Origin of the sequence: Pseudomonas sp. BMW13 (assembly GCF_013357275.1) — a bacterium.
In the GTDB taxonomy this organism is placed as follows: Bacteria; Pseudomonadota; Gammaproteobacteria; order Pseudomonadales; family Pseudomonadaceae; genus Aquipseudomonas; species Aquipseudomonas khazarica.
Window position 1 is genome coordinate 183,944 of record NZ_SUKD01000013.1, and the last position, 24,514, is coordinate 208,457.

The 24,514-nt window shown below is 64.1% G+C and carries 24 protein-coding genes; 17 read left to right on the forward strand and 7 right to left on the reverse strand.

Annotated features, from left to right (window positions below; all coding sequences use genetic code 11):
* Positions 1–227: 227 nt before the first annotated feature.
* From topA to E4487_RS11500, 3 genes are all read left to right on the forward strand, one after another.
* Entirely contained in the window at positions 228–2,834 is a 2,607-nt protein-coding gene (topA, locus tag E4487_RS11490; protein ID WP_037048654.1) for a type I DNA topoisomerase, read from the forward strand.
* 79 nt (positions 2,835–2,913) lie between these two features.
* Positions 2,914–3,432 (forward strand): DUF6586 family protein, encoded by a 519-nt coding sequence (locus E4487_RS11495; RefSeq protein ID WP_037048653.1) that lies wholly within the window; start codon positions 2,914–2,916, stop codon positions 3,430–3,432.
* A gap of 80 nt (positions 3,433–3,512) precedes the next feature.
* Positions 3,513–3,749, forward strand: a complete 237-nt coding sequence (locus E4487_RS11500) for a hypothetical protein (RefSeq protein WP_037048652.1) — start codon at positions 3,513–3,515, stop codon at positions 3,747–3,749.
* A gap of 64 nt (positions 3,750–3,813) precedes the next feature.
* On the opposite strand, the gene sulA is transcribed toward E4487_RS11500, so the two are convergent.
* Both sulA and lexA read right to left on the reverse strand, forming a co-directional pair.
* Positions 3,814–4,275: an SOS-induced cell division inhibitor SulA gene (gene sulA / locus E4487_RS11505; protein WP_175253392.1), complete on the reverse strand. Its 462-nt coding sequence runs from the start codon at positions 4,273–4,275 to the stop codon at positions 3,814–3,816.
* Between the two features lie 9 nt (positions 4,276–4,284).
* A complete protein-coding gene (lexA, locus tag E4487_RS11510; protein WP_037048649.1) occupies positions 4,285–4,899 on the reverse strand; it encodes a transcriptional repressor LexA in 615 nt (204 codons plus the stop codon).
* A gap of 227 nt (positions 4,900–5,126) precedes the next feature.
* Between lexA and E4487_RS11515 the strand changes: the two genes are divergently transcribed.
* From E4487_RS11515 to E4487_RS11530, 4 genes are read left to right on the forward strand one after another with little or no spacing between them, the layout of a single operon-like run.
* Entirely contained in the window at positions 5,127–5,834 is a 708-nt protein-coding gene (locus E4487_RS11515) for a TetR/AcrR family transcriptional regulator (RefSeq protein ID WP_037048647.1), read from the forward strand.
* Between the two features lie 49 nt (positions 5,835–5,883).
* Entirely contained in the window at positions 5,884–6,411 is a 528-nt protein-coding gene (locus E4487_RS11520; RefSeq protein ID WP_175253393.1) for a L,D-transpeptidase, read from the forward strand.
* A gap of 11 nt (positions 6,412–6,422) precedes the next feature.
* Complete coding sequence (gene nagZ, locus E4487_RS11525; RefSeq protein ID WP_150608870.1) at positions 6,423–7,421, forward strand: beta-N-acetylhexosaminidase; 999 nt, start codon at positions 6,423–6,425, stop codon at positions 7,419–7,421.
* A gap of 10 nt (positions 7,422–7,431) precedes the next feature.
* A complete protein-coding gene (locus E4487_RS11530; RefSeq protein WP_175253394.1) occupies positions 7,432–8,169 on the forward strand; it encodes an S-methyl-5'-thioinosine phosphorylase in 738 nt (245 codons plus the stop codon).
* A 60-nt stretch (positions 8,170–8,229) separates the two neighbouring features.
* Here the strand turns inward: E4487_RS11530 and E4487_RS11535 are convergent, their stop codons facing one another.
* Together E4487_RS11535 and mfd are read right to left on the reverse strand one after the other, a co-directional pair.
* Positions 8,230–8,751, reverse strand: a complete 522-nt coding sequence (locus E4487_RS11535) for a CsiV family protein (protein WP_175253395.1) — start codon at positions 8,749–8,751, stop codon at positions 8,230–8,232.
* Between the two features lie 11 nt (positions 8,752–8,762).
* Positions 8,763–12,200, reverse strand: coding sequence for a transcription-repair coupling factor (gene mfd / locus E4487_RS11540; RefSeq protein WP_175253396.1), 3,438 nt, complete (start codon positions 12,198–12,200; stop codon positions 8,763–8,765).
* A gap of 131 nt (positions 12,201–12,331) precedes the next feature.
* Here mfd and E4487_RS11545 point away from each other — a divergent pair, with 131 nt between their 5' ends.
* The 10 genes from E4487_RS11545 (at position 12,332) to sthA (ending at position 22,778) form a co-directional block, all read left to right on the forward strand.
* Positions 12,332–13,798: a glyceraldehyde-3-phosphate dehydrogenase gene (locus tag E4487_RS11545; RefSeq protein ID WP_175253397.1), complete on the forward strand. Its 1,467-nt coding sequence runs from the start codon at positions 12,332–12,334 to the stop codon at positions 13,796–13,798.
* 381 nt (positions 13,799–14,179) lie between these two features.
* Positions 14,180–15,517 (forward strand): Na(+)-translocating NADH-quinone reductase subunit A, encoded by a 1,338-nt coding sequence (locus tag E4487_RS11550; protein ID WP_175253398.1) that lies wholly within the window; start codon positions 14,180–14,182, stop codon positions 15,515–15,517.
* A gap of 3 nt (positions 15,518–15,520) precedes the next feature.
* Positions 15,521–16,732 carry an NADH:ubiquinone reductase (Na(+)-transporting) subunit B gene (locus E4487_RS11555; protein WP_037048619.1) on the forward strand — a complete coding sequence of 404 codons (1,212 nt, stop codon included), beginning with the start codon at positions 15,521–15,523 and terminating at the stop codon, positions 16,730–16,732.
* Positions 16,725–17,513, forward strand: a complete 789-nt coding sequence (locus E4487_RS11560) for a Na(+)-translocating NADH-quinone reductase subunit C (RefSeq protein ID WP_037048616.1) — start codon at positions 16,725–16,727, stop codon at positions 17,511–17,513. The genes E4487_RS11555 and E4487_RS11560 overlap by 8 nt, the downstream gene beginning before the upstream one ends.
* Positions 17,510–18,184: an NADH:ubiquinone reductase (Na(+)-transporting) subunit D gene (locus E4487_RS11565; protein WP_172979207.1), complete on the forward strand. Its 675-nt coding sequence runs from the start codon at positions 17,510–17,512 to the stop codon at positions 18,182–18,184. Before E4487_RS11560 ends, E4487_RS11565 begins: the two co-directional genes overlap by 4 nt.
* Entirely contained in the window at positions 18,184–18,792 is a 609-nt protein-coding gene (gene nqrE, locus E4487_RS11570; protein ID WP_037048611.1) for an NADH:ubiquinone reductase (Na(+)-transporting) subunit E, read from the forward strand. Before E4487_RS11565 ends, nqrE begins: the two co-directional genes overlap by 1 nt.
* 15 nt (positions 18,793–18,807) lie before the next feature.
* Complete coding sequence (gene nqrF, locus E4487_RS11575; protein ID WP_037048607.1) at positions 18,808–20,031, forward strand: NADH:ubiquinone reductase (Na(+)-transporting) subunit F; 1,224 nt, start codon at positions 18,808–18,810, stop codon at positions 20,029–20,031.
* 104 nt (positions 20,032–20,135) lie between these two features.
* Positions 20,136–21,059, forward strand: a complete 924-nt coding sequence (locus E4487_RS11580) for an FAD:protein FMN transferase (RefSeq protein ID WP_047589838.1) — start codon at positions 20,136–20,138, stop codon at positions 21,057–21,059.
* On the forward strand, positions 21,056–21,286 hold the full coding sequence (nqrM, locus tag E4487_RS11585; RefSeq protein ID WP_037048601.1) for a (Na+)-NQR maturation NqrM: 231 nt from the start codon (positions 21,056–21,058) through the stop codon (positions 21,284–21,286). Before E4487_RS11580 ends, nqrM begins: the two co-directional genes overlap by 4 nt.
* A 97-nt stretch (positions 21,287–21,383) precedes the next feature.
* Positions 21,384–22,778, forward strand: coding sequence for a Si-specific NAD(P)(+) transhydrogenase (gene sthA / locus E4487_RS11590; protein WP_037048600.1), 1,395 nt, complete (start codon positions 21,384–21,386; stop codon positions 22,776–22,778).
* Positions 22,779–22,969: 191 nt separating this feature from the next.
* Here sthA and E4487_RS11595 read toward each other — a convergent pair whose 3' ends face one another.
* The 3 genes from E4487_RS11595 to E4487_RS11605 are packed head-to-tail and all read right to left on the reverse strand — an operon-like array spanning position 22,970 to position 24,507.
* Positions 22,970–23,479: an AAA family ATPase gene (locus E4487_RS11595; RefSeq protein ID WP_175253399.1), complete on the reverse strand. Its 510-nt coding sequence runs from the start codon at positions 23,477–23,479 to the stop codon at positions 22,970–22,972.
* A gap of 3 nt (positions 23,480–23,482) precedes the next feature.
* Positions 23,483–24,202, reverse strand: coding sequence for a glycerophosphodiester phosphodiesterase family protein (locus E4487_RS11600; protein ID WP_037048598.1), 720 nt, complete (start codon positions 24,200–24,202; stop codon positions 23,483–23,485).
* Positions 24,199–24,507: a phosphodiesterase gene (locus tag E4487_RS11605; protein WP_175253400.1), complete on the reverse strand. Its 309-nt coding sequence runs from the start codon at positions 24,505–24,507 to the stop codon at positions 24,199–24,201. Before E4487_RS11605 ends, E4487_RS11600 begins: the two co-directional genes overlap by 4 nt.
* Positions 24,508–24,514 lie beyond the last annotated feature (7 nt).

Here is a 24,514-nt window from a genome sequence, read left to right on the forward strand (position 1 = left end):
GCTTGACCTTCGCTTGGTCGCCACTATATATAGCGGGGCCTTAGAGGGCGTCTGCAAATTGCTGCACTCGGCCATGCTGCGTTGAAACCAGCCTCAGAATGCTCATGTACAGCTCGTACACAGCACTTTCTCGACTGTTTTCGCTTTGCCTGACCTTCGCTCGCTGTTTTGTAAACACCCTCGGCTCCGTGCCTTCTATATTTCGCAATTCAGGAATTTTCTGATCCATGGGCAAATCGCTGGTCATCGTGGAATCCCCGGCCAAGGCCAAGACCATCAACAAGTACCTGGGCAACCAGTACGTGGTGAAGTCGAGCATCGGCCACATCCGTGACCTGCCTACCAGTGGCTCGGCAAGCGCCAACAAGGAGCCTGCCAAGCGCGGCAAGGCGGCCGGCGAAGCCCCGGCGCTGTCGCCCAAGGAAAAGGCCAAACGTCAGCTGTTCGCGCGCATGGGGGTCGACCCCGAGCATGGCTGGAAGGCCAAGTACGAGATCCTGCCCGGCAAGGAAAAGGTGATCGACGAACTGCGTCGTCTGGCCAAGGATGCCGACACCATCTATCTCGCGACCGACTTGGACCGTGAAGGGGAGGCCATTGCCTGGCACCTGCGCGAGTCCATCGGCGGTGATGACGCCCGTTACAAGCGCGTGGTGTTCAACGAGATCACCAAGAAGGCGATTCAGGAAGCCTTCTCCAGGCCCGGCGACCTGGATATCAACCGCGTCAACGCGCAGCAGGCACGGCGCTTCCTCGATCGCGTGGTGGGCTACATGGTCTCGCCGCTGCTGTGGGCGAAGATCGCGCGTGGTCTGTCTGCCGGTCGCGTGCAATCGGTGGCCGTGAAGCTGGTGGTGGCGCGCGAGAAAGAGATCCGCGCCTTCGTGCCGGAAGAATACTGGGAAGTGCACGCCGACCTCGGTACCGCGAAGAACGCCAAGGTGCGTTTCGAGGTGGTGCGCGAGAAGGGCGCGGCCTTCAAGCCGGTCAACGAGGCCCAGGCCATGGCCGCGCTGGAGAAGCTCAAGGCTTCCAGCTACAGCGTGGCCAAGCGTGAGGACCGTCCGACCAGCAGCAAGCCTTCGGCGCCCTTCATCACCTCCACCCTGCAGCAGGCGGCGAGCAACCGCCTGGGCTTCGGTGTGAAGAAGACCATGATGATGGCCCAGCGTCTGTACGAGGCCGGCTACATCACCTACATGCGTACCGACTCGACCAACCTGTCCGCCGACGCCGTGGAGATGGTGCGTGGCTTCATCGGCAGCGAGTACGGCGACAAGTACCTGCCGGGCAAGCCCAACCTCTACTCGAGCAAGGAGGGCGCTCAGGAGGCGCACGAAGCGATTCGTCCGTCCGACGTCAACCTGCGCCCGACCCAGCTGTCCGGCATGGAGCGTGATGCCGAGCGCCTGTATGACCTGATCTGGCGCCAGTTCGTGGCCTGCCAGATGCCGCCGGCCGAATACCTGTCCACCAGCGTCACCGTGGCGGCAGGCGATTTCGAGCTGCGGGCCAAGGGCCGCATCCTCAAGTTCGACGGTTACACTCGTGTGCTGCCGCAGCAGAGCAAGCCCGGTGAAGACGACGTACTGCCGGAAATGAAGGAAGGCGAGGGCCTCAAGCTGATCCAGCTCGACCCCAGCCAGCACTTCACCAAGCCGCCGGCGCGCTACTCCGAAGCGAGCCTGGTCAAGGAGCTGGAGAAGCGTGGCATCGGCCGTCCGTCCACCTACGCGGCGATCATTTCCACCATTCAGGATCGTGGCTACGTGACGGTGCACAACCGTCGCTTCTACGCCGAGAAGATGGGCGACATCGTCACCGAGCGTCTCGACGAGAGCTTCGCCAACCTCATGGACTACGGCTTTACCGCCACCATGGAAGAGCATCTGGATGATGTCGCCCAGGGCGAGCGCGAGTGGAAGCATCTGCTCGACGAGTTCTACGCCGACTTCAAGAAGAAGCTCGAAGTGGCGGAAGCGGGCGAGGGTGGCATGCGTGCCAACCAGCCGACCCTGACCGACATCCCCTGCCGCGAGTGCGGCCGGCCGATGATGATTCGTACCGCCTCCACGGGGGTGTTCCTCGGCTGCTCCGGCTATGCGCTGCCGCCGAAGGAGCGCTGCAAGGCCACCATCAACCTGGTGCCGGGCGACGAGATCGCCGCGGACGACGAGGGCGAGTCCGAATCCCGCGTGCTGCTGGGCAAGCATCGCTGCCCGATCTGTTCCACGGCGATGGATGCCTACCTGCTGGATGAAACCCGCAAGCTGCATATCTGCGGGAACAACCCCGATTGCACCGGCTACGAGATCGAGCAGGGCCAGTACCGCATCAAGGGCTACGAAGGCCCGAGCCTGGAGTGCGACAAGTGCGGCAGCGAGATGCAGCTCAAGACCGGCCGTTTCGGCAAGTTCTTCGGCTGTACCAATGCCAGTTGCAAGAACACCCGCAAGCTGCTGAAGAACGGCGAGGCGGCACCGCCGAAGATGGACAAGGTGGAGATGCCGGAACTCAGGTGCGAGAAGGTGGATGACACCTACGTGCTGCGCGACGGCGCCTCGGGCCTCTTCCTCGCCGCCAGCCAGTTCCCGAAGAACCGCGAGACCCGCGCTCCGCTGGTGCTGGAAATCGTGCCGCACAAGCAGGAGATCGATCCCAAGTACCACTTCCTCTGCGACGCCCCGCAGAAGGACCCGGACGGCCGCCCGGCGGTGATTCGCTACAGCCGCAAGACCAAGGAGCAGTACGTGCAGTCCGAGGTCGACGGCAAGCCGACCGGCTGGCGCGCCTTCTTCGATGGCGGCAAGTGGAAGGTCGAGGACAAGCGCTGAGTTCAGCGTCCTGACGAAATGCGCGCCGGCAATGGCCGGCGCGCGTACCATGGCTCGATCTGCAGTGGAGGTCGCCGCAATGGCCAAAGAAATCTACACCCGCACCAACCAGAAGATCTTCTTCGCCGGCATCGCCCTGGATAACTGGCGCAAGGCCGAAGGCTCCGCCGCGTTCAACGTGCAGGCGCTGGTGCAGGCCGAGCGCGAGGCGGCGTTGTTCCACCTGTATGGCGCGCTTCTCGGCGTGTGCCACGAGATCGCCGGTTACTACCGCATGAGCGACGCGGCCCCTTCGCGTGTCGAGGCCTTCGTCCAGCAGGCGGTGCTCGATGGCGCGCCCAGCCCCGAGCTGGCCGAGCTGGTCGAGCTGGCGCAGCAGCGTGAAACCTGGCTGGCGCAGCTGCTGGCGGCCTATGCGGCGCTGTTCCAGCCGCCGCGTGAGGAGCGCAAGGCCAAGGTCGACCCGGCGATGCCGCTGATCACGGCGGTCAGTGTCGGTGAGGAGCCGGTGGAGCTGAGTGTCGACGACATCGACGCCTGGCGTCAGCAGCTCAAGACCCTGGTGCTGCGTTTCCGCGAAGGCCTCAGTGAGTGCTGATCGGGTTTAACTGGACCAGTGGGCTGGGGGTGACCCCGACTGACTGTTACAATGTCGTGTTTTTGCACAGAGACTGAGCCATGCCTACATCCTTCCTGGAAATCGTCGAACTGCCCGATGGGCGTATCGCCCTGCGCCGCGCAGAAGATGAAGAGGCCCTGGTCACTCTGGACTTCTCCGCTGATGCCAAGGCCTTTCTGCAGGGGCAGCACATCGAAGTGGCCAAGGCCATGCTGAACGTGGGTGTGCAGATGGCCGGGCGCATGGCCGAGGGCGACTTCGTCGGCGAAGAAGATGAGCCTCGCGTCCTGCACTGATCGACGGCGATGAATCAACGAAAACGGGGCTCCAGTGGAGCCCCGTTTGCGTTTCTGGGAAGCGTCAGCCCAGGCTGATGTTCAGGCTCTGCGCACCGCCGGTCTGCGCGGCCTGCGCCAGGCGCTGGCGGGTGCTGCGCTCGACAGGATGCAGCCAGCTGATGACGGTATGGCTGCGGCCCAGCTTGAGCGCTTCCTCGGCCAGCTCGAGGGCGTCCTGCCCCTGGCGTGGCTGCAGCAGCAGGATGCGTTCGCGATTCAGGCCGGCGTCACGCAGCCAGGCCTGGGTCAGGCTGGCAGGCGGCGCGACCAGCGTCAGCCAGCGCGCATCCTGGTTCTGGCTCAGTTCACGGAGGATCGGTGCCAGCAAATGCAGGCAGTGGCCGGCCGTGCCGCGAAGGGCGAGCTCGCTGAATGCCTGATCGTCGACCACACCGGCTTCGGCAGGTGCCTCGTGTTGGGTGTCGGCGAGAAAGGCGTTGAACAGGGGGAGCTGTGAACGTTCGAACGACTGCTGCATGTGCATGGCGTCTCCTTAGCGGCGAATCACGCCGACACTCAAACCTTCGATGACCAGGTCCTGGTGCTCCAGGTCGACCTCGATCGGGGCGAACTCGGGGTTCTCGGCAATCAGCCAGACCTTGTTGCCTTCGCGCTTGAAGCGCTTGACCGTGACTTCGTCGTCGATGCGGGCGACGACGATCTGGCCGTTGCGTGCCTCGCGAGTGGTGTGCACGGCGAGCAGGTCACCATCGAAGATGCCGATGTCCTTCATGCTCATGCCGCGTACGCGCAGCAGGTAGTCGGCCTTGGGCTGAAAGAAGGTCGGGTTGATCTGGCAGGATTCCTCCACGTGCTGCTGGGCGAGAATCGGCGCACCAGCGGCCACCCGGCCGATGACCGGCAGGCCCTCGTCTTCGTTCGCTGCGCCGGCCTCGAAGCCGGGGATGCGAATGCCACGGGAGGCGCCCGGGGTCATCTCGATCGCCCCTTTGCGGGCCAGGGCCTTGAGGTGCTCCTCGGCGGCATTGGGCGACTTGAAGCCCAGTTCCTGGGCGATCTCCGCACGGGTGGGCGGGTAGCCGTTGTCTTCCAGGCAGCGTTTGATGAAGGCGAGAATCTCGGCTTGGCGGGGCGTCAGTTTCAGCATGGCTGGGCTCTGTCTTTTTATACAGTGACTGGGATTATATACAGTAAGGCGGGCTTGGCAACGGCCAATTTTCATGCGCCGGTCGCGCCGCGTGTTACCCGCACGGGTCAATTGACGTCTGTGCTGTTATAAGCTGTGACCAGCCGGCCAAAAGACGGCTCATGCGGCTTGACATTTCGATGCGCTGAAACGTATGTTTCAAACAAGTGTTTGTCAGGTGATAGCTCATGGCCCAGTCGGAAACCGTTGAACGCATTCTCGATGCTGCAGAACAGCTGTTCGCGGAGAAAGGTTTCGCCGAGACCTCGCTTCGTCTGATCACCAGCAAGGCGGGGGTCAACCTGGCAGCCGTCAACTATCACTTCGGCTCCAAGAAGGCGCTGATCCAGGCGGTGTTCTCGCGTTTCCTCGGGCCGTTCTGTACCAGCCTGGAGAAGGAACTCGACCGTCGCCAGGCGAAGACGGAAAACCAGGCCACGCTCGAGGAGCTGCTGGAACTGCTCGTCGAGCAGGCACTGGCGGTCAAGCCGCGCAGCGGCAACGACCTCTCCATCTTCATGCGTCTGCTCGGCCTGGCCTTCAGCCAGAGCCAGGGGCACCTGCGCAAGTACCTGGAAGAGGTCTACGGCAAGGTGTTCCGTCGCTACATGCTGCTGGTGCATGAAACCGCGCCGCGCATCCCGCCGCTGGAGCTGTTCTGGCGCGTGCACTTCATGCTCGGCGCGGCGGCGTTCAGCATGTCCGGGATCAAGGCGCTGCGCGCCATGGCCGAGACCGATTTCGGCGTCAATACCTCCATCGAGCAGGTGATGAGGATGATGGTGCCGTTCCTGGCCGCCGGCATGCGCTCGGACTCCGGTGTGGACGATCCCGCGCTGGCGGGGGCTCAGCTCAAGCCCCGCAGCAAGACGCCCAGCGCTACGCCCAAGGTTTGATGCCGGGGCAGGTGGGCTTGGCTTGGCCCTTCGGCTAAGCTAGCGGCCCATGTCCGATCTCGATCTGCTGCATATCTCTCTCGCTGACCAGACCCTCTATGGCCTTGGCGCCGGCCAGCTGCTGCTGCGCCTGCCTGTCTCCACGGCGCTGAACGGCCCCGGTGAGCGCAACGGCTCCGGCTGCACGCCACGTGGCCTGCACCAGGTGCGGGCGAAGGTCGGCGCTGGCCTGCCGCTGGCCGCCGTGCTGCGCGGCAGACGCTGGACCGGTGAGGTCTGGTCCGCGCAGCTGCATCAGCAGTTTCCCGACCGCGACTGGATTCTCACCCGCATTCTCTGGCTCAGCGGCCTGGAGCCCGGGCGCAACCGTTTGGGTGAGGTGGACAGCTTTCGCCGCTATATCTATCTGCATGGCACGCCGGATACGGAACCCATGGGCACGCCGCTGTCTCATGGCTGCGTCCGGCTGCGCAATACCGACATGTTGGCGCTGTTCGAGCGCGTGCCCGTGCATTGCCGGGTGCGTATCGACGAGGCGCCATGCCCGCAGTGGGCTGCGGACCACGATTTTCAGTAAGGAATACCTGCATGCAAGGCTCATTGATGATGGATGTCGCTGGCACCTGGCTGACCGCCGAGGATCGCCAGATGCTGCGCCAGCCCGAGGTGGGTGGCCTGATCATTTTTGCCCGCAATATCGAATCGCCGCGCCAGGTGCGCGAGCTGTGCCAGAGCATTCGTGCCGTGCGCCCGGACCTGCTGCTGGCCGTGGATCAGGAAGGCGGGCGGGTGCAGCGCCTGCGCCAGGGCTTCCTGCGTCTGCCGGCGATGCGCGCCATCGCCGACAATCACAACGCCGAGGAGCTGGCCGAGCACTGCGGCTGGCTGATGGCGACCGAGGTACTGGCAGTCGGTCTGGATCTCAGCTTCGCGCCGGTACTCGACCTCGATCATCAGCGCAGCGCGGTGGTCGGCAGTCGTGCCTTCGAGGGGGACCCGCAGCGTGCCACGCAGCTGGCTGCGGCGTTCATCCGTGGCATGCAGCAGGCGGGCATGGCGGCGACCGGCAAGCACTTCCCCGGGCATGGCTGGGCCGAGGCCGACTCCCACGTGGCAATTCCCGTCGACGAGCGCAGCCTGGAGGACATTCGTGCCTGTGACATGCAGCCGTTCCGGCAGTTGTCCGGCCAGCTCGATGCGGTGATGCCGGCGCATGTGATCTACCCTCAGGTGGACGAGCAGCCGGCCGGTTTCTCCCGCCGCTGGCTGCAGGACATCCTGCGCGGTGAGCTGGGTTTCGACGGGGTGATCTTCAGCGACGACCTGTCCATGGCCGGGGCGCATGTCGCCGGGGATGCGGGCAAGCGTATCGAGGCGGCGCTCGGCGCCGGTTGCGACATGGGCCTGGTGTGCAACGATCGTGGCTCGGCCGAGCTGGCCCTCGCCGCACTGCAGCGTCTGCAGGTGCAGCCGGCCGAACGGCTGCAGCGGATGCGCGGGCGTGCTCATGCGTGCACCGACTATCGCCAGGCGCCCCGCTGGTCGCAGGCGGTGGCCGCACTCAGAACCGCCCAGTTGCTGGATTAAGGAGGGCACCATGAGCGTTCTTGCCATCATCGGCGGCACTGGCCTGACCCAGTTGCCGGGCCTCGAGATCCGTCAGGCGGTCTCCGTGGAGACGCCTTACGGGGCGCCTTCGGCCGATATCCTGCGGGGCGAGTATGCCGGGCGCGACGTGCTGTTTCTCGCCCGTCATGGTCAGCCACACCGCATTGCGCCGCACCAGATCAACTACCGCGCCAATCTCTGGGCGCTGAAGCAGGTCGGCGCCGGTGCCATCGTCGCGGTCAACGCGGTCGGCGGTATTCACGCGGCGATGGGCGCCGGGCATTTCTGCGTGCCACACCAGATCATCGATTACACCGCCGGGCGCGCGCACACCTTCTTCGAGGGTGAGCTGGAGCATGTGACCCATGTGGATTTCAGTCATCCCTATGACGAGGCCCTGCGTGAGCGCCTGATCGCGGCGCTGCGCAGCGAGGGGGCGGCCTGCAGCAGTCAGGGCGTCTACGGTTGCACCCAGGGGCCACGCCTGGAGACTGCGGCGGAAATCGTCAGGATGGAGCGCGATGGCTGCGACCTGGTCGGCATGACCGGTATGCCCGAGGCAGCCCTGGCGCGTGAGCTGGCGCTGCCCTATGCCTGCCTGGCGCTGGTGGTCAATCCGGCTGCGGGCAAGGCGCCGGGGCTGATCACCATGGCCGAGATCGAGCGCGTGCTGGAGCAGGGGATGGGCGCGGTCAAGGGCGTGCTGGCGCGTGTGCTGAGCGCCTAGCTGCTGCCTTGATCGCTGCAATGAAAAAGGGCCGCTCAGCGGCCCTTTTGCGTCATGCCCTCAAAGCGGGCTGATGCGTACCAGCGCGCCGAGGCTGCCGTGGTCCAGGTAGGTCAGGCTGTTGTCCTTCAGGCGCTGGGCGACTTTCATGTGCTCGCTGCTGTCGAGCAGGCCGTCGGCGCTGAAGTGGTTGATCCACAGCTCCAGGTCCAGGTCGGCGAAGCGTTCCTGGGTGAAGGTCAGCGTGCCTTCGACCGGGTAGTGGCCGAAGTGGCTGTCGCCAGTGCTGACGGCGACGCGGCTCGGGGTGCCGCCCAGCGTCTGGCTCCAGGCCTTGTGCAGCAGGACCTGATAACCGTTGCCGGGGTTGAGCTTGGCGGCCTCGTTGTTGAGGGCGGTGGCGCGTTCGTTGCCGTCGATCGGCAGGGCGGTGCCGGCCCAGTCGTCGGGGGCGATCTTCGGCGCGATCACGGGTTCGCCGGCCTGGCGAAACACCAGCAGTTCAACCTGGTAGAGGCGTTCGGCGAAAGCGCTCGGTGCCAACAGGCAGAGCAACAGGGCAATCAGGTGCAGTGGGCGCATGGTCAGGTCCTTCAGGTGGTGGGCGCGAGGCGCTCGAACAGGGCTTCCAGGGTGTTGAAGCGCTCTTCCGCGCGCTCCATCGGCACCTGGATCTTGAAGACGGTGGCGCCTTCGAACTTGTAGCGTTTGGGCTGGGCCTGGATCAGCTTGATCAGCGTCAGCGGGTCGACGCAGGTCTCTGCGGCGAACTCGATGCGGCCGCCCTGCGGTCCGGCGTCGACCTTGGTGATGCCCAGCTTCTCGGCCTGCAGCTTGAGCAGGGTCAGGCGCATCAGGTGCTTGGTCGGCTCGGGCAGCAGGCCGAAGCGGTCGATCATCTCGACCTGCAGTTCCTTCAGGCCGTCTTCGTCGGAGGCCGAGGAAATGCGCTTGTACAGGATCAGGCGCGCGTGCACGTCGGGCAGGTAGTCCTCGGGGATAAGCGCGGGCACGCGCAGGTTGATCTCCGGGCCGCCGCCCAGTGGCTGGTCGAGGTTGGGTTGTTCGCCTTTCTGGATGGCCTTGACCGCACGCTCGAGCATTTCCATGTACAGGGTGAAGCCCACAGCCTGGATCTGCCCGCTCTGGCCGTCGCCAAGCAGCTCGCCGGCGCCACGGATTTCCAGGTCGTGGGTGGCGAGGATGAAGCCGGCGCCGAGGTCCTGGGCACCGGCAATGGCTTCCAGGCGCTTCTGCGCGTCTTCGGTCATGCTCTTGCGCGGCGGCGTCAGCAGGTAGGCATAGGCCTGGTGGTGGCTGCGGCCGACGCGGCCACGCAGCTGGTGCAGCTGGGCCAGGCCGAACTTGTCGGCGCGCTCGATGATGATGGTATTGGCGCTGGGCACGTCGATGCCGGTCTCGATGATGGTCGAGGCCACCAGCACGTTGAAGCGCTTGTGGTAGAAGTCACTCATCACCTGTTCCAGATCGCGCTCGCGCATCTGCCCGTGGCCGATGCCGATGCGCGCTTCCGGCACCAGCTCGGCGAGGTCGGCGGCGCACTTCTCGATGCTCTTCACGTCGTTGTGCAGGTAGTACACCTGGCCGCCGCGCAACAGTTCGCGCAGCAGCGCTTCCTTGATGGTCGGCTTGTTCTCCTCCATGACGAAGGTGCGCACCGACAGGCGCCGCGCCGGCGGGGTGGCGATGATCGACAGGTCGCGCATGCCGGCCACGGCCATGTTCAAAGTGCGCGGGATAGGCGTGGCGGTGAGGGTGAGGATGTCCACCTCGCTGCGCAGGGCCTTCAGCTGTTCCTTCTGGCGCACGCCGAAACGGTGTTCCTCGTCGATGATGACCAGGCCCAGGTTGTGGAACTTCACGTCGTCCTGCAGCAGCTTGTGGGTGCCGATGACGATATCCACCTTGCCTTCGGCCAGTTGCTGCACGGCGCCTTCGACTTCCTTGGCGCTCTTGAAGCGGCTCATCACCTCGACCTTCACCGGCCAGTCGGCGAAGCGGTCGCGGAAGCTGTTGTAGTGCTGCTGGGCGAGCAGGGTGGTAGGCACCAGCACCGCCACCTGCTTGCCGCTGTGCACGGCGATGAAGGCGGCGCGCATGGCCACCTCGGTCTTGCCGAAGCCGACGTCGCCGCAGACCAGGCGGTCCATCGGCTTGCCGGCCAGCATGTCGCCGCGCACGGCATCGATCGCAGCCTGCTGGTCCGGGGTTTCCTCGAACGGGAAGCCGGTGCTGAAGGTGGCGTAGTCCACCGCCGGGTCCTGGAAGGCGAAGCCTTCGCGGGCGGCGCGGCGGGCGTAGATGTCGAGCAGTTCGGCGGCGACGTCGCGTACCTGCTCGGCGGCCTTGCGCTTGGCTTTCTGCCAGGTTTCCGAACCCAGCCGGTGCAGCGGCGCGAGGGCATCGTCGCTGCCGCTGTAGCGGGCGATCAGGTGCAGGCTGGCCACCGGAACGTAGAGCTTGGCCTCGTCGGCGTATTGCAGGGCGAGGAACTCGGCGGCCTGGCCGTCGAATTCCATGGTGATCAGGCCCAGGTAGCGGCCGACGCCGTGGTCGATATGCACCACCGGCGCGCCTTCGCGCAGCTCGGTGAGGTTCTTGATCACGTTGTCGCCGCCTTCGCGGCCCTTCTCGCGGCGGCGACGCTGCATCACGCGCTGGCCGAACAGCGGGCTTTCGGCGATCAGCGCCAGGTCATCGAGCAGCAGGCCTTCGTCCAGCGGGGCGATGCAGATGTTCAGGCGTTCGCCGCTGGCGACGAAGGCCGGCCAGCCATCGACCTCCCTGGGCTTGAGCTTGAGGCGGGCGAGCAGCTCCAGGAGCACCTCGCGACGCCCGGCCGATTCGGCGCAGAACAGCACACGGCCCTGGTACTCCTCGATGAAGCGGCGCAGCGCCGCCAGTGGCTCGCCGGCCTTGGCCTGGATCGCCAGGTCGGGCAGGGCGCGGGCGTCGAAGCGCGTGCGGCCGACACCGGGTTCGATGTCCTCGGGGTTGGCCACCACCCGTGGCCAGCTTTTCAACTGGGCAAAGCAGTCGTCCACCGGCAGGAAGATGTCGGCGGGCGGCAGTAGCGGGCGCTCCGGGTCGACGCGGCGATCCTCGTAGCGGTTGCGCGCGTCCAGCCAGAACTGCTCGGCGGCTTTCTCGATGCCCGGCAGCGAGAACACCTGAGTGTCGCCCGGCAGGTAGTCGAACAGGGTGCCGGTGGCCTCGAAGAACAGCGGCAGGTAGTACTCGATGCCTGCCGGGGTGATGCCGGAAGACAGATCCTGATAGATCGGGCAGCGGCGGAAGTCGACGTCGAAGCGTTCGCGAAAGCGCCCGCGAAAATCGCTGACGGCCTTCTTCTCCAGCGGGAACTCGCGTGCCGGCAGCAGGCGAATCGACTCGACCTTGTCCACCGAGCGCTGCGTCTCGGGGTCGAAGGTGCGCAGGGTTTCGATCTCGTCATCGAACAGGTCGATGCGGTAGGGCGTTTCGCTGCCCATCGGGTAGAGGTCGATCAGCGCACCACGCACGGCGAACTCGCCGTGTTCGTAGACTGTGTCGACGCACCGGTAGCCGGCGGCCTCCAGGCGCGTGCGCATCTGCTCCACGTCCAGCTTCTGGCCGACATCCAGCACCAGGCTGCTGCCGAGCAGGAAGTTCTTCGGCGCCAGACGGTGTAGGGCAGTGCTGATCGGCACTACCAGTATCCCGCGCTTCAGCTGCGGCAGCTGATACAGGGTGGCGACGCGCTGGGAGATGATGTCCTGGTGGGGCGAGAAGACGTCGTAGGGCAGGGTTTCCCAGTCGGGGAAATGCAGCACCGGCAGGCTGGGAGCGAAGAAGGCCAGTTCTTCCTGCAGGCGTTCGGCGCTCTGGCTGCCCTCGGTCAGGACCAGGGTGAAACGCTCGGCAGTGCTGGCGGCCTCGGCAATCGCCAGGGAAAGGGCGGCGCCAGGCAGGTTGCCCCATTGCTGTTTGCCGGCACTGGCCGGCAGAGACGGAAGACGCAGTACGGACACGGGCGGCTCGCGGTCGTGACAAAAGGCCGGGAATTGTAGCGGGGCTTTGGGGTCAATGTCAGTCGCGACAGGCGCGCATTGCTCCCGCACGCGAGCGCCGTCATAATGTAGCCCCTTTTTTCAGCCCCTACATGTGGAAGGTACTGCCCGTGACTCAGAAGCCCGACCAGTGTCTCGGTGAATGGATCGATCGTGAAGCCCTCGCGGAAGCGATGATTCCGCTGATTGGTCAGCTCTATCGCAACAACAATGTGGTGACCTCGATCTATGGCCGTGGCCTGATCAACCGTTCGGTCATCGACATCCTCAAGGCTCACCGTTTCGCCCGTCACCGCCTGGCTGACGCGGCCGAACTGTCGGTACACGACACCTTCCCGATGCTCAAGGCCATGAGCGAGCTCAAGCTGGGCGCCGCTTCCGTGGACCTGGGCAAGATGGTTGCCAAGTTCAAGGCCGAAGGCGCTGGCCGCGGCGTCGAGCAGTTCGTCAAGGACGAGCTGGAAGAGGTCGTGGGCAAGCAGAACGGCGCTGCCCGTGAAGGCACCGACGTGGTGCTCTACGGCTTCGGTCGCATCGGCCGCCTGCTGGCGCGCATCCTGATCGAGAAGACCGGTGGTGGCGACGGCCTGCGTCTGCGTGCCATCGTCGTGCGCAAGGGCGCCGAGAACGACCTGGTCAAGCGCGCCAGCCTGCTGCGCCGCGACTCGGTGCACGGCAAGTTCAATGGCACCATCACCATCGATGAAGCCAGCAGCACCCTGACTGCCAACGGCAACCTGATCCAGATCATCTACTCCAACGATCCGGCGTCCATCGACTACACCCAGTACGGCATCAAGAACGCCCTGCTGGTGGACAACACCGGCAAATGGCGTGATGCCGAAGGCCTCGGCCAGCACCTGAAGTGCCCGGGTGTCGACCGCGTCGTGCTGACCGCGCCGGGCAAGGGCGCGCTGAAGAACATCGTGCACGGCATCAACCACGGCGAAATCGCTGCGGACGACAAGATCATCTCCGCCGCGTCCTGCACCACCAACGCCATCGTGCCGGTGCTCAAGGCGGTCAATGACAAGTTCGGCATCGTCAACGGCCACGTCGAGACCGTTCACTCGTACACCAACGACCAGAACCTGATCGACAACTTCCACAAGGGCAGTCGTCGTGGTCGCAGTGCTGCGCTGAACATGGTGATCACCGAGACCGGCGCCGCCACCGCTGCCGCCAAGGCCCTGCCGGTGCTGAAGGGCAAGCTGACCGGCAACGCCATTCGCGTACCGACGCCGAACGTGTCGATGGCCATCCTCAACCTGAACCTGGAGAAGGCCACCAGCCGCGAAGAGATCAACGAGTACCTGCGCCAGATGGCCATGCACTCGGACCTGCAGAAGCAGATCGATTTCGTCAGCTCGCAGGAAGTGGTGTCCACTGACTTCGTCGGCTCGCGTCATGCCGGTGTGGTCGATGCCGAGGCGACCATCGCCAACGATAACCGCGTCGTTCTGTACGTCTGGTATGACAACGAGTTCGGTTACAGCTGCCAGGTGGTGCGCGTGATGGAAGACATGGCCGGGGTCAACCCGCCTGCTTTCCCGCGCTAAGCGCCGGGGTGTGACAAGACGGGAGCTTCGGCTCCCGTTTTTTATGCGCGGTCGCCGCTGGCTGGTCGCTCGCGGCGCGTATTCGAGGGTGGGGCAGGTGGCGGAGCTTGGACGATGGTCGTATGTACATCGTCTGTCCGCTGCGTCTGGTTGATGCCTGGTGGCACGTGAAGTGTTGCTTGCTGTTACCGGAGGGTCAAAAAAAGCAAGCACTTGGGTGGCCAGTCCAGGGGGCCATCTTTATAATCGAGCAGATTTTTTACCCAGGACCGGCACCCTTATACACCTCAGCGACATGCCGAGGTGGTTGATCCTATTGGGTCTGCGGGCGTTGCCCCCTGTCTTATAAAAAGCTTTCTAAATCAGTGGTTAGGCAAACCTATGATCAAACTAAAGCATGGGCTCGATTTGCCCATAACGGGTGCGCCGACACAGCGTATCGAGGCCGCAAGGCCCGTGCGCAGTGTCGCCGTCATCGGCTTCGACTATCACGGGATGAAGCCGACGATGGAAGTGCAGGTCGGTGACCGAGTCAAGCTCGGTCAGTTGCTGTTTACCGACAAGAAGACACCCGGCGTGCGTTACACCGCCCCCGCTGCTGGCGTTATCAGTGCCATTCACCGTGGCGAGAAGCGTGTCCTGCAATCGGTCGTCATCGATATCGACGGCGATGAGCAGGAAACCTTCGCCCAGTACGCTGCCGACCAGCTCGAAGCGCTGAGTGACGAGCAGGTTCGCGAGAACCTGCAGCAGTCCGGCCTGTGGACTGCGCTGCGTAGCCGTCCGTTCAGCAAGGTGCCGGCCCTGGATGCGCTGCCCAGCTCGATCTTCGTGACCGCTGTCGATACTCACCCGCTGGCCGCCGATCCTGCGGTGATCATTGGCGAATATGCCGCTGATTTCGAAAATGGCCTGAAGGTTCTCGCTAACCTGGCCAAGGTCTTCCTGTGCAAGGCCGATGGCGTCAGCCTGCCCGGCGAGAGCCTGGCCAAGGTGCAGAGCGAGGCCTTCGCCGGCCCGCACCCGGCTGGTCTGCCAGGTACCCACATTCATTTCCTCGACCCGGTCAGCGCCAGCAAGAGCGTCTGGCAGATCGGCTATCAGGACGTGATCGCCGTCGGCAAGCTGTTCACCACGGGGCAGCTGTTCGTCGAGCGCGTCGTCGCGCTGGGTGGCCCTGTCGCCGAGCAGCCGCGTCTGCTGCGTACCCGCCTGGGCGCCAGCCTGGAAGAGCTCACCGCCGGTGAACTCAAGCCCGGCTTCAACCGGGTGATTTCCGGCTCCGTGTTCGGTGGGCGTACCGCCCAGGGCGCGTTCGCCTTCCTCGGTCGCTACCACAACCAGGTGTCCTGCCTGGGCGAGGGCAATGACCGCGAGATGCTGCACTACCTGCGTGCCGGGGTGAACAAGCACTCGGTGCTGAACATCTTCGTTTCCAAGCTGGCCGGCGCCAAGCTGTTCAACTTCACCACCACCACCAATGGCAGCCCGCGCGCCATGGTACCGGTGGGCAACTACGAAGCCGTGATGCCGCTGGACATCCTGCCGACCCAGCTGCTGCGCTACCTGATCGTCGGTGATACCGAGATGGCGCAGAAGCTCGGCTGCCTCGAACTCGACGAAGAAGACCTGGCGTTGTGCACCTACGTGTGCGCCGGCAAGTATGAATATGGCCCGATCCTGCGGGACAACCTCGCCCGTATCGAGAAGGAGGGTTAATCCGTGGGTATTCGTGCATTCCTCGACAAGATCGAGCACAACTTCGAGAAGGGCGGCAAGTACGAGAAGTGGTACGCCCTCTACGAAGCCATCGACACCTTCTTCTACCGTCCTGGCAGCGTGACCAAGACCACCGCTCACGTGCGTGATGGCATCGACCTCAAGCGCATGATGATCACCGTGTGGCTGTGCACCTTCCCGGCCATGTTCTTCGGCATGTGGAACACCGGCTACCAGGCCAACCTGATCTTCGCCCAGAGCCCCGAGCTGCTGGCGGCCCAGGAAGGCTGGCGCTTCGCGCTGATCGGTTCGCTGGCCGGCTTCGATCCGGGCAGCCTGTGGGACAACTTCATCCAGGGCGCTGCCTACTTCCTGCCCGTCTACGCGGTGACCTTCATCGTCGGCGGTTTCTGGGAAGTGCTGTTCGCCTCGATCCGTCGTCACGAGGTCAACGAAGGCTTCTTCGTCACCTCCGTGCTGTTCGCCCTGATCCTGCCGCCGAGCATTCCGCTGTGGCAGGTCGCCCTGGGCATCAGCTTCGGCGTGGTGATCGGCAAGGAAGTGTTCGGCGGTACCGGCAAGAACTTCCTCAACCCGGCGCTGACCGGCCGTGCCTTCCTGTTCTTCGCCTACCCGGCGCAGATGTCGGGTGATGCGGTCTGGACCGCCGTCGACGGTTTCGCCGGCGCGACCTCGCTGAGCCTGGCGGCGTCCGGCGGCATCGAGAACGTGATCAACAACGGCATCACCTGGATGGACGCCTTCGTCGGCACCATTCACGGTTCGCTGGGCGAGACCAGCACCCTGGCCATCGCCATCGGCGGCCTGGTGCTGCTGCTGACCCGCATCGCTTCCTGGCGCATCGTCGTCGGCGTGATGCTGGGCATGATCGGCCTCAGCCTGCTGCTCAACCTGATTGGCTCGGACAGCAACCCGATGTTCGCCATGCCGTGGTACTGGCATCTGGTCGTCGGCGGCTTCGCCTTCGGCATGTTCTTCATGGCCACCGATCCGGTATCGGCGTCCATGACCAACACCGGCAAGTGGATCTTCGGTGCCCTGATCGGCGTGATGGTGGTGTTGATCCGTGTGGTCAACCCGGCCTTCCCCGAGGGCATGATGCTGGCGATCCTGTTCGCCAACCTGTTCGCACCGCTGATCGACCACTTCGTCGTTCAGGCCAATATCAAGCGGAGGCTGGCACGCAATGTCTAGTCAAAAAGAATCCACCGTCCGCACGCTGACGGTGGCCGTGCTGGTGTGCCTCGTGTGTTCGGTATTCGTTGCCGGCGCGGCCATCGCACTGAAGCCGACCCAGGTCGAGAACCGCCTGCTGGACAAGCAGCGCAGCATCCTGGCGATCGCCGGCCTGGCCCAGCCGGGTATGTCCTCGGCCCAGGTCAAGCAGGTGTTCGACGGTGCCATCACCGCCAAGCTGGTGGACCTGGAAACCGGCAAGTTCTCCGACGCCTTCGACCCGATCACCTTCGACCCGCTCAAGGCGGCCAAGGATCCCAAGCTGTCCACCGCGCTCAGCGGTAGCGAGGACATCGCCGGGATCAAGCGCCAGGAGCGTTACACCACCGTGTACATGGTGGAGAAGGATGGCCAGGTGGAAACCCTGATCCTGCCGGTGCGTGGCTACGGCCTGTGGTCGACCCTGCACGGCTTCATCGCGGTCAAGGGCGACCTCAACACTGTGGTCGGCATGGGCTTCTACCAGCACGGCGAGACGCCGGGCCTCGGTGGTGAAGTCGACAACCCGAAATGGAAAGGCCAGTGGCCGGGCAAGACCCTGTTCGACGAAGACGGCAAGCTCGCCGTGCAGGTCGTCAAGGGTGGTGTCGACCCGCAGAGCCCGCAAGCGACCCATCAGGTCGACGCGCTCGCCGGTGCCACGCTCACCAGCAACGGGGTGGATCATCTGCTGAAGTTCTGGCTCGGCCAGAACGGCTTCGGTCCGTTTATCGCTAACCTGCGCGCAGGGGAGGCCTGATCATGTCGCAGCCGACTATTAAAGAAGTCCTGCTCAACCCGATCTTCAACAACAACCCCATCGGTCTGCAGATTCTCGGGATCTGCTCGGCCCTGGCGGTCACGTCCAACCTGCAGACCGCGCTGGTGATGTCTGCCGCGCTGACCCTGGTCACGGCGTTCTCCAACCTGTTCATCTCGATGATCCGCAGCCAGATCCCCGGTTCGATCCGCATGATCGTGCAGATGGTGATCATTGCCTCCCTGGTGATCGTGGTCGATCAGGTGCTCAAGGCCTATGCCTTCAGCCTGTCCAAACAGCTGTCGGTGTTCGTCGGCCTGATCATCACCAACTGCATCGTGATGGGCCGTGCCGAAGCATTCGCCATGCAGAACCCGCCCGTGCTGTCGTTCTTCGACGGTATCGGTAACGGTCTGGGCTACAGCGCCATGCTGATCGCCCTGGGCGTGATCCGCGAGCTGTTCGGTGCCGGCAAGCTGATGGGCTACGAGATCCTTTCCGTGGTCAACGACGGTGGCTGGTATCAGCCCAACGGCATGCTGCTGCTGCCGCCTTCGGCGTTCTTCCTGATCGGCCTGTTCATCTGGGCCATTCGTAGCTGGAAGAAGGACCAGGTCGAGTCCAATGCCTACAAGATGGCGCCTCAGGTATCCAGCAAGGAGGCCTATTAATGGAACATTACATCAGCCTGTTCGTCCGTGCGGTGTTCGTCGAGAACATGGCGCTGGCGTTCTTCCTCGGCATGTGTACCTTCATCGCCATCTCCAAGAAGGTGGAAACCGCCATCGGCCTCGGCATCGCCGTGGTCGTGGTGCTGGGTATCACCATGCCGGTGAACAACCTGATCTACTCCAACATCCTCAAGGACGGTGCGCTGGCCTGGGCCGGTCTGCCTGACGTCGACCTGTCCTTCCTTGGCCTGCTGACCTTCATCGGCGTGATCGCGGCGATCGTGCAGATCCTGGAAATGACCCTGGATAAGTACGTGCCGTCGCTCTACAACGCCCTGGGGGTGTTCCTGCCGCTGATCACCGTGAACTGCGCCATCATGGGTGGCTCGCTGTTCATGGTCGAGCGTGACTACAACCTGGCCGAAAGCACCGTCTACGGTGTCGGCGCGGGCGTGTCCTGGGCGCTGGCCATCGCCGCGCTGGCGGGCATCCGCGAGAAGCTCAAGTACAGCGATGTACCGGCTGGCCTGCAGGGTCTGGGCATCACCTTCATCACCATCGGTCTGATGTCGCTGGGCTTCATGTCCTTCTCCGGCGTGCAGCTGTAAGGAAAGGATGAACAGATGAATTACGAAATCTTCCTCGCCATCGGCATGTTCACCGCCATCGTGCTCGCGCTGGTGCTGATCATCCTCGCCGCGCGCGCCAAGCTGGTGTCCAGCGGTGACGTGAGCATCGAGATCAACGGCGAAAAAACCATCGTGGTACCGGCCGGCGGCAAGCTGCTGCAGACCCTGGCCGACAACAACATCTTCCTGTCCTCCGCCTGCGGCGGCGGCGGCACCTGCGCGCAGTGCAAGTGCGTCGTCGAGTCCGGCGGCGGCGAGATGCTGTCCACCGAAGAGTCGCACTTCACCCGGCGCGAGGCCCGCGAGGGCTGGCGTCTGTCCTGCCAGACCCCGGTCAAGCAGGACATGAAGATCGAAGTCCCTGAAGAGGTCTTCGGCGTCAAGAAGTGGGAGTGCACCGTCGAGTCCAACCCCAACGTCGCCACCTTCATCAAGGAGCTGACGCTGAAACTGCCGGAAGGCGAGAACGTCGACTTCCGTGCCGGTGGTTACGTGCAGCTGGAATGCCCGCCGCACACCGTCAACTACAAGGACTTCGACATCCAGGAGGAGTACCGCGGCGACTGGGACAAGTTCAACCAGTGGAAGTACGTGTCCAAGGTCGACGAGACCGTGATCCGTGCCTATTCCATGGCCAACTACCCGGAAGAGCGCGGCCTGGTGAAGTTCAACATCCGTATCGCCTCGCCGCCCCCGGGCAAGGACGATCTGCCGCCGGGCAAGATGTCTTCCTACGTGTTCAGCCTCAAGCCGGGCGACAAGATCACCGTGTACGGACCGTTCGGTGAGTTCTTCGCCAAGGACACCGATGCCGAGATGGTCTTCATCGGTGGTGGTGCCGGCATGGCGCCGATGCGTTCGCACATCTTCGACCAGCTCAAGCGCCTGAAGTCCACGCGCAAGATCAGCTTCTGGTATGGCGCGCGCTCCATGCGCGAGTCCTTCTACAACGAAGAGTACGACCAGCTGCAGGCGGAGAACCCGAACTTCCAGTGGCACCTGGCGCTGTCCGATCCGCAGCCGGAAGACAACTGGACCGGCCTCACCGGCTTCATCCACAACGTGCTGTACGAGAACTACCTGAAGGACCACCCGGCTCCGGAAGACTGCGAGTTCTACATGTGCGGCCCACCCATGATGAACGCTGCGGTGATCAAGATGCTGACCGACCTGGGTGTCGAGCCGGAGAATATCCTCCTCGACGACTTCGGCGGCTAAGCATGAGGTCAGCTGTACTTCAGCCCGTTATCGCTGTCGCCCTGGCGGCAGCCCTAACGGGCTGCTTGCATTCTGAACGGATCGAAGAGTTCGGTGGCCCGACCATGGGCAGCACCTATTCGATCAAATACGTCCGCAGTGAAGGCGTCGCGCCACAAGCCGAACTCAAGGCCGCGACCGAGGCGATCCTCGCCGAGATCGACCTGCAGATGTCCACCTACCGTGACGACTCGCTGATCGAGCAGTTCAACCGTGCACCGGCCGGGGCCTGTCAGGCCATGCCGCAGGCTGTGCTGGACCTGGTGCGCGCCGGTGATCGCCTGCACGAAGAGAGCCAGGGCTATTTCGACCTGACCCTCGAACCGCTGCTCGACCTCTGGGGCTTCGGCCCGAGAGGGCAGGGCGAGGCCGTGCCGAGCGAGGAGAAGCTCGCCGAGGTGCGTCAGCGCGTCGGTCAGCAGCACCTGCGCATCGATGGCGAGCAGCTGTGCAAGGACGCCGACGTGCAGGTCGACTTCAACAGCATCGCCGCCGGCTATGCGGTCGAACGCATCGTCGCGCGCCTGCGCGAGCTGGGCGTCACCAGCTACCTGGTCGAAGCCACGGGTGAGCTCAAGGCGGCTGGCTTCAAGCCCGATGGCAGCCACTGGCGCATCGGCCTGGAGGCACCGCGTGACGACAAGCGCGTGGCCCAGCGCGTGCTGCAACTCGATGGTTACGGTATCTCCACGTCGGGTGATTATCGCAACTACTTCGAGGAGAATGGGCAGCGCTACTCGCATACGCTCGATCCGCTCACCGGGCGCCCCGTCAGCCATACGCTGGCTGCGGTCACCGTGGCCGACCGATCGACCTTGCGCGCCGATGGCTTGTCTACCCTATTGATGGTGCTTGGGCCTGACGCCGGCATGGCGTTCGCCGAGCGCAACGGTATCGCGGCGTTTTTCGTGACGCGTGAGGGCGAGGGCTTCGTCACACATGGCACGGCCGCATTCGAGCAGCTATTCGCTGCAGGAGATGAGCAATGACGTTTCTGGTTGTATTTCTGACCATGGTTCTGGTCGTCGGCATGATGGCCGTCGGTGTGATCATGGGGCGCAAACCCATCGCCGGTTCCTGCGGCGGCATCGCCAACCTGGGCATCGAGAAAGAATGCTCGATCTGTGGTGGCAGCCGCGAGAAGTGCGAAGAGGTCAACCGCGACAAGGCCGATGCGCCGAACACCGACCTGGCTTACGACGCAAGCAAGCGTTGAGCCAGGCGGTATGGATTGACAGCCGGCAGCCGTTATCCACTGCCGGCCCCGCCGAGGGTGCGCCACAAGCGCTCCGGCCTGATCTGAAGGAGTAAACATGGCGGTCTACAACTACGATGTGGTGGTGCTGGGCTCCGGGCCTGCGGGCGAGGGCGCGGCGATGAACGCGGCCAAGGCCGGGCGCAAGGTGGCCGTGGTGGACAACCGTCCGCTGGTCGGCGGCAACTGCACCCACCTGGGCACCATCCCGTCCAAGGCGCTGCGCCACTCGGTGCGGCAGATCATGCAGTTCAACACCAACCCGATGTTCCGCCAGATCGGTGAGCCGCGCTGGTTCTCCTTCCCTGACGTGCTGAAGAGCGCCGAGAAGGTCATCGCCAAGCAGGTCACCTCGCGCACCGGCTACTACGCACGCAACCGTATCGACACCTACTTCGGCACGGCCAGCTTCGCCGACGAGCAGACCATCGAGGTGGTATGCCTCAATGGCGTGGTGGAGAAACTGGTCGCCAAGCAGGTCGTCATCGCCACCGGGTCGCGTCCGTACCGCCCGGCGGACGTCGACTTCCGCCACCCGCGCATCTATGACAGCGACACCATCCTCAGCCTCGGGCATACCCCGCGTCGCCTGATCATCTACGGAGCCGGGGTGATCGGCTGCGAATACGCCTCGATCTTCAGTGGTCTGGGCGTGCTGGTCGACCTGATCGACAACCGCGACCAGTTGCTGAGCTTCCTCGACTCGGAAATCTCCGATGCGCTGAGCTACCACCTGCGCAACAACAACGTGCTGATTCGTCATAACGAGGAGTACGAGCGCATCGAGGGGCTGGAGAACGGCGTAATCCTGCACCTGAAGTCGGGCAAGAAGATCAAGGCCGATGCCCTGCTGTGGTGTAACGGCCGTACCGGCAATACCGATCAGCTGGGGCTGGAGAACATCGGTATCGGTGTCAACAGCCGTGGTCAGATCCAGGTCGACGAGTACTACCGCACCGAGGTGAGCAACATCTACGCCGCGGGCGACGTGATCGGCTGGCCGAGCCTGGCCAGTGCCGCCGCCGACCAGGGCCGTTCCGCCGCTGGCAGCATCGTCGACAATGGCAGCTGGCGTTTCGTCGATGACGTGCCGACCGGTATCTACACCATTCCGGAGATCAGCTCGATCGGCAAGAACGAGCGTGAACTGACCCAGGCCAAGGTGCCGTACGAAGTGGGCAAGGCCTTCTTCAAGGGCATGGCCCGTGCGCAGATCTCGGTCGAGCCGGTGGGCATGCTGAAGATTCTCTTCCACCGTGAAACCCTGGAAGTGCTGGGTGTGCACTGCTTCGGCTACCAGGCCTCGGAGATCGTCCACATCGGTCAGGCGATCATGAACCAGAAGGGTGAAGCCAACAGCATCAAGTACTTCATCAACACCACCTTCAACTACCCGACCATGGCCGAGGCCTATCGCGTCGCAGCGTTCGACGGCCTCAACCGGCTTTTTTGAGCGGCTCCGGCCGGCGGCCTGAGCCGGTCGGGGAGTCAGGCTGGGTAGTGGCTTCCGAGTGGCGCTGGCCGAATCGGGAGAGCTTCTAGCGTCTCAGGCGGCAGCAACGAAAAAACCGGCTCATGGGCCGGTTTTTTCATGTCGGTGTCGTTCGCGATGCTGGCCTGCGTCAGCGCCCTGGGCTGCCTGCGTCACTCAGAGCAGCCGGCCAACTGTTCGACGATCAAGGCCAATGCTGCCTGAGGCGAGAGCTGGGCGGTATCGACAGTGAATGGCGAGGGTTGCCAGGGCTCATAGTCATGCTGATCGACCGACTGCCAGGTGGGCGGCACAAGCCCCGGCACGTCGACGACTCGCGACTCTACCCGCTGGCGGTGCTGGGTTCTATCGGAGCAGACGATCTGCACGTTCAGCAAGCGGCTGTCGGCACTGGCTGCCGTTGTGCTCCAGGCCGCGCGGCTTTCCTGCACAGGATTGACGCAGTCGACGACTACCCGGCGACCACTGTTCAGATTGTCCAGGGCGATGGCATTGGCGACCACATAGCCACTGCTGCCGATATCCGTGCCCGTTACCTGGCTGCTGCGAAGTGCCTGTTCGATACTGTCGATGCGCAGGTAAACAGCGCCCAGGCTGGCCGCCAGCGCCCTCGCGAGGGTGGTCTTGCCGGTGCCTGGAAGGCCGCTGAAAACGATCAACATCACTCAGCTGCGCAGCGTCTGTACCGCCAGTTCCGGGAAGTCGGTGATGATGCTGTCGGCGCCGAAGTCGGCGAGGCGGCGCATCAGGGCGGCTTCATTGACCGTCCACACCGACACGTGCAGGCCCTGCTTCTGCGCCTTGAGCAGGCGCTCCGGGGTGCACAGCGTCCAGTTCAGGGCCAGCAGGTGGCAGTCGTAGTGCGCCGCCACCTTGAGCGGGTCGAGCCAGGCGTACTCGGCGACCAGGCCCACCTGCAGCTGCGGAGTCAGCTCGCGAGCGGCCTTGAGCACTTCGCGCGAGCTGGAGGTGATGGTGATGCGCTCGCGCAGGCCGAAGCGTTCGGCGAGTTCGGCGATGGCCAGTACGGTGCGTGCCGAGCGTACTTTCGAGGCGCTTTTCACCTCCAGCTGCCAGTGTTCGAACGGGCATTGCTCGAACAGCTCCGCCAGGCGCGGAATCGGGCAGGGGCGCACCCAGCCCGGGCCGCCCTTGCGCGCATCGTACTTCACCAGTTCGGCGGCATCGTGCTCGACCACCTTGCCGCGCAGGCCCGTGGTGCGCTTGAGGGTCGGGTCGTGGATCACCATCAGCTCGCCGTCGCGTGACAGGTGCAGATCCAGTTCGCAACGGCTGACGCCATGCTCCAGGCAGCGCTGGAAGCTGGCGAGGGTGTTTTCCGGGGCTTCGCCCTTGGCGCCGCGATGGCCGTAGATGAGAGTCACTGTTGCTCCTTGGCAGTGTCAGGGGAGTGCGGCTGGTGATGGCGCACGCTGTCGATCACGTGATCGTATTCGAAATAGACACTGAAATCGCGGTAATCCCAGCGTGTGATGGGGGGCTGGCCGACGGGCTTGTGCTCCTCGTCCGCGAGGCCGAAGCGTTCCAGTACCGAGCGCTTGGACTCGCCCAGCTTGGGCAGGTTGCGGGCGTCGATGTCGCTGCCCTGGCTGCCGACGGGAATGGCCAGGGTTTCGGCGTGAAGGGTAACGGGGGCGAGCAGGGCGATCAGCAGGGCAAGACGGTACATAGGGATT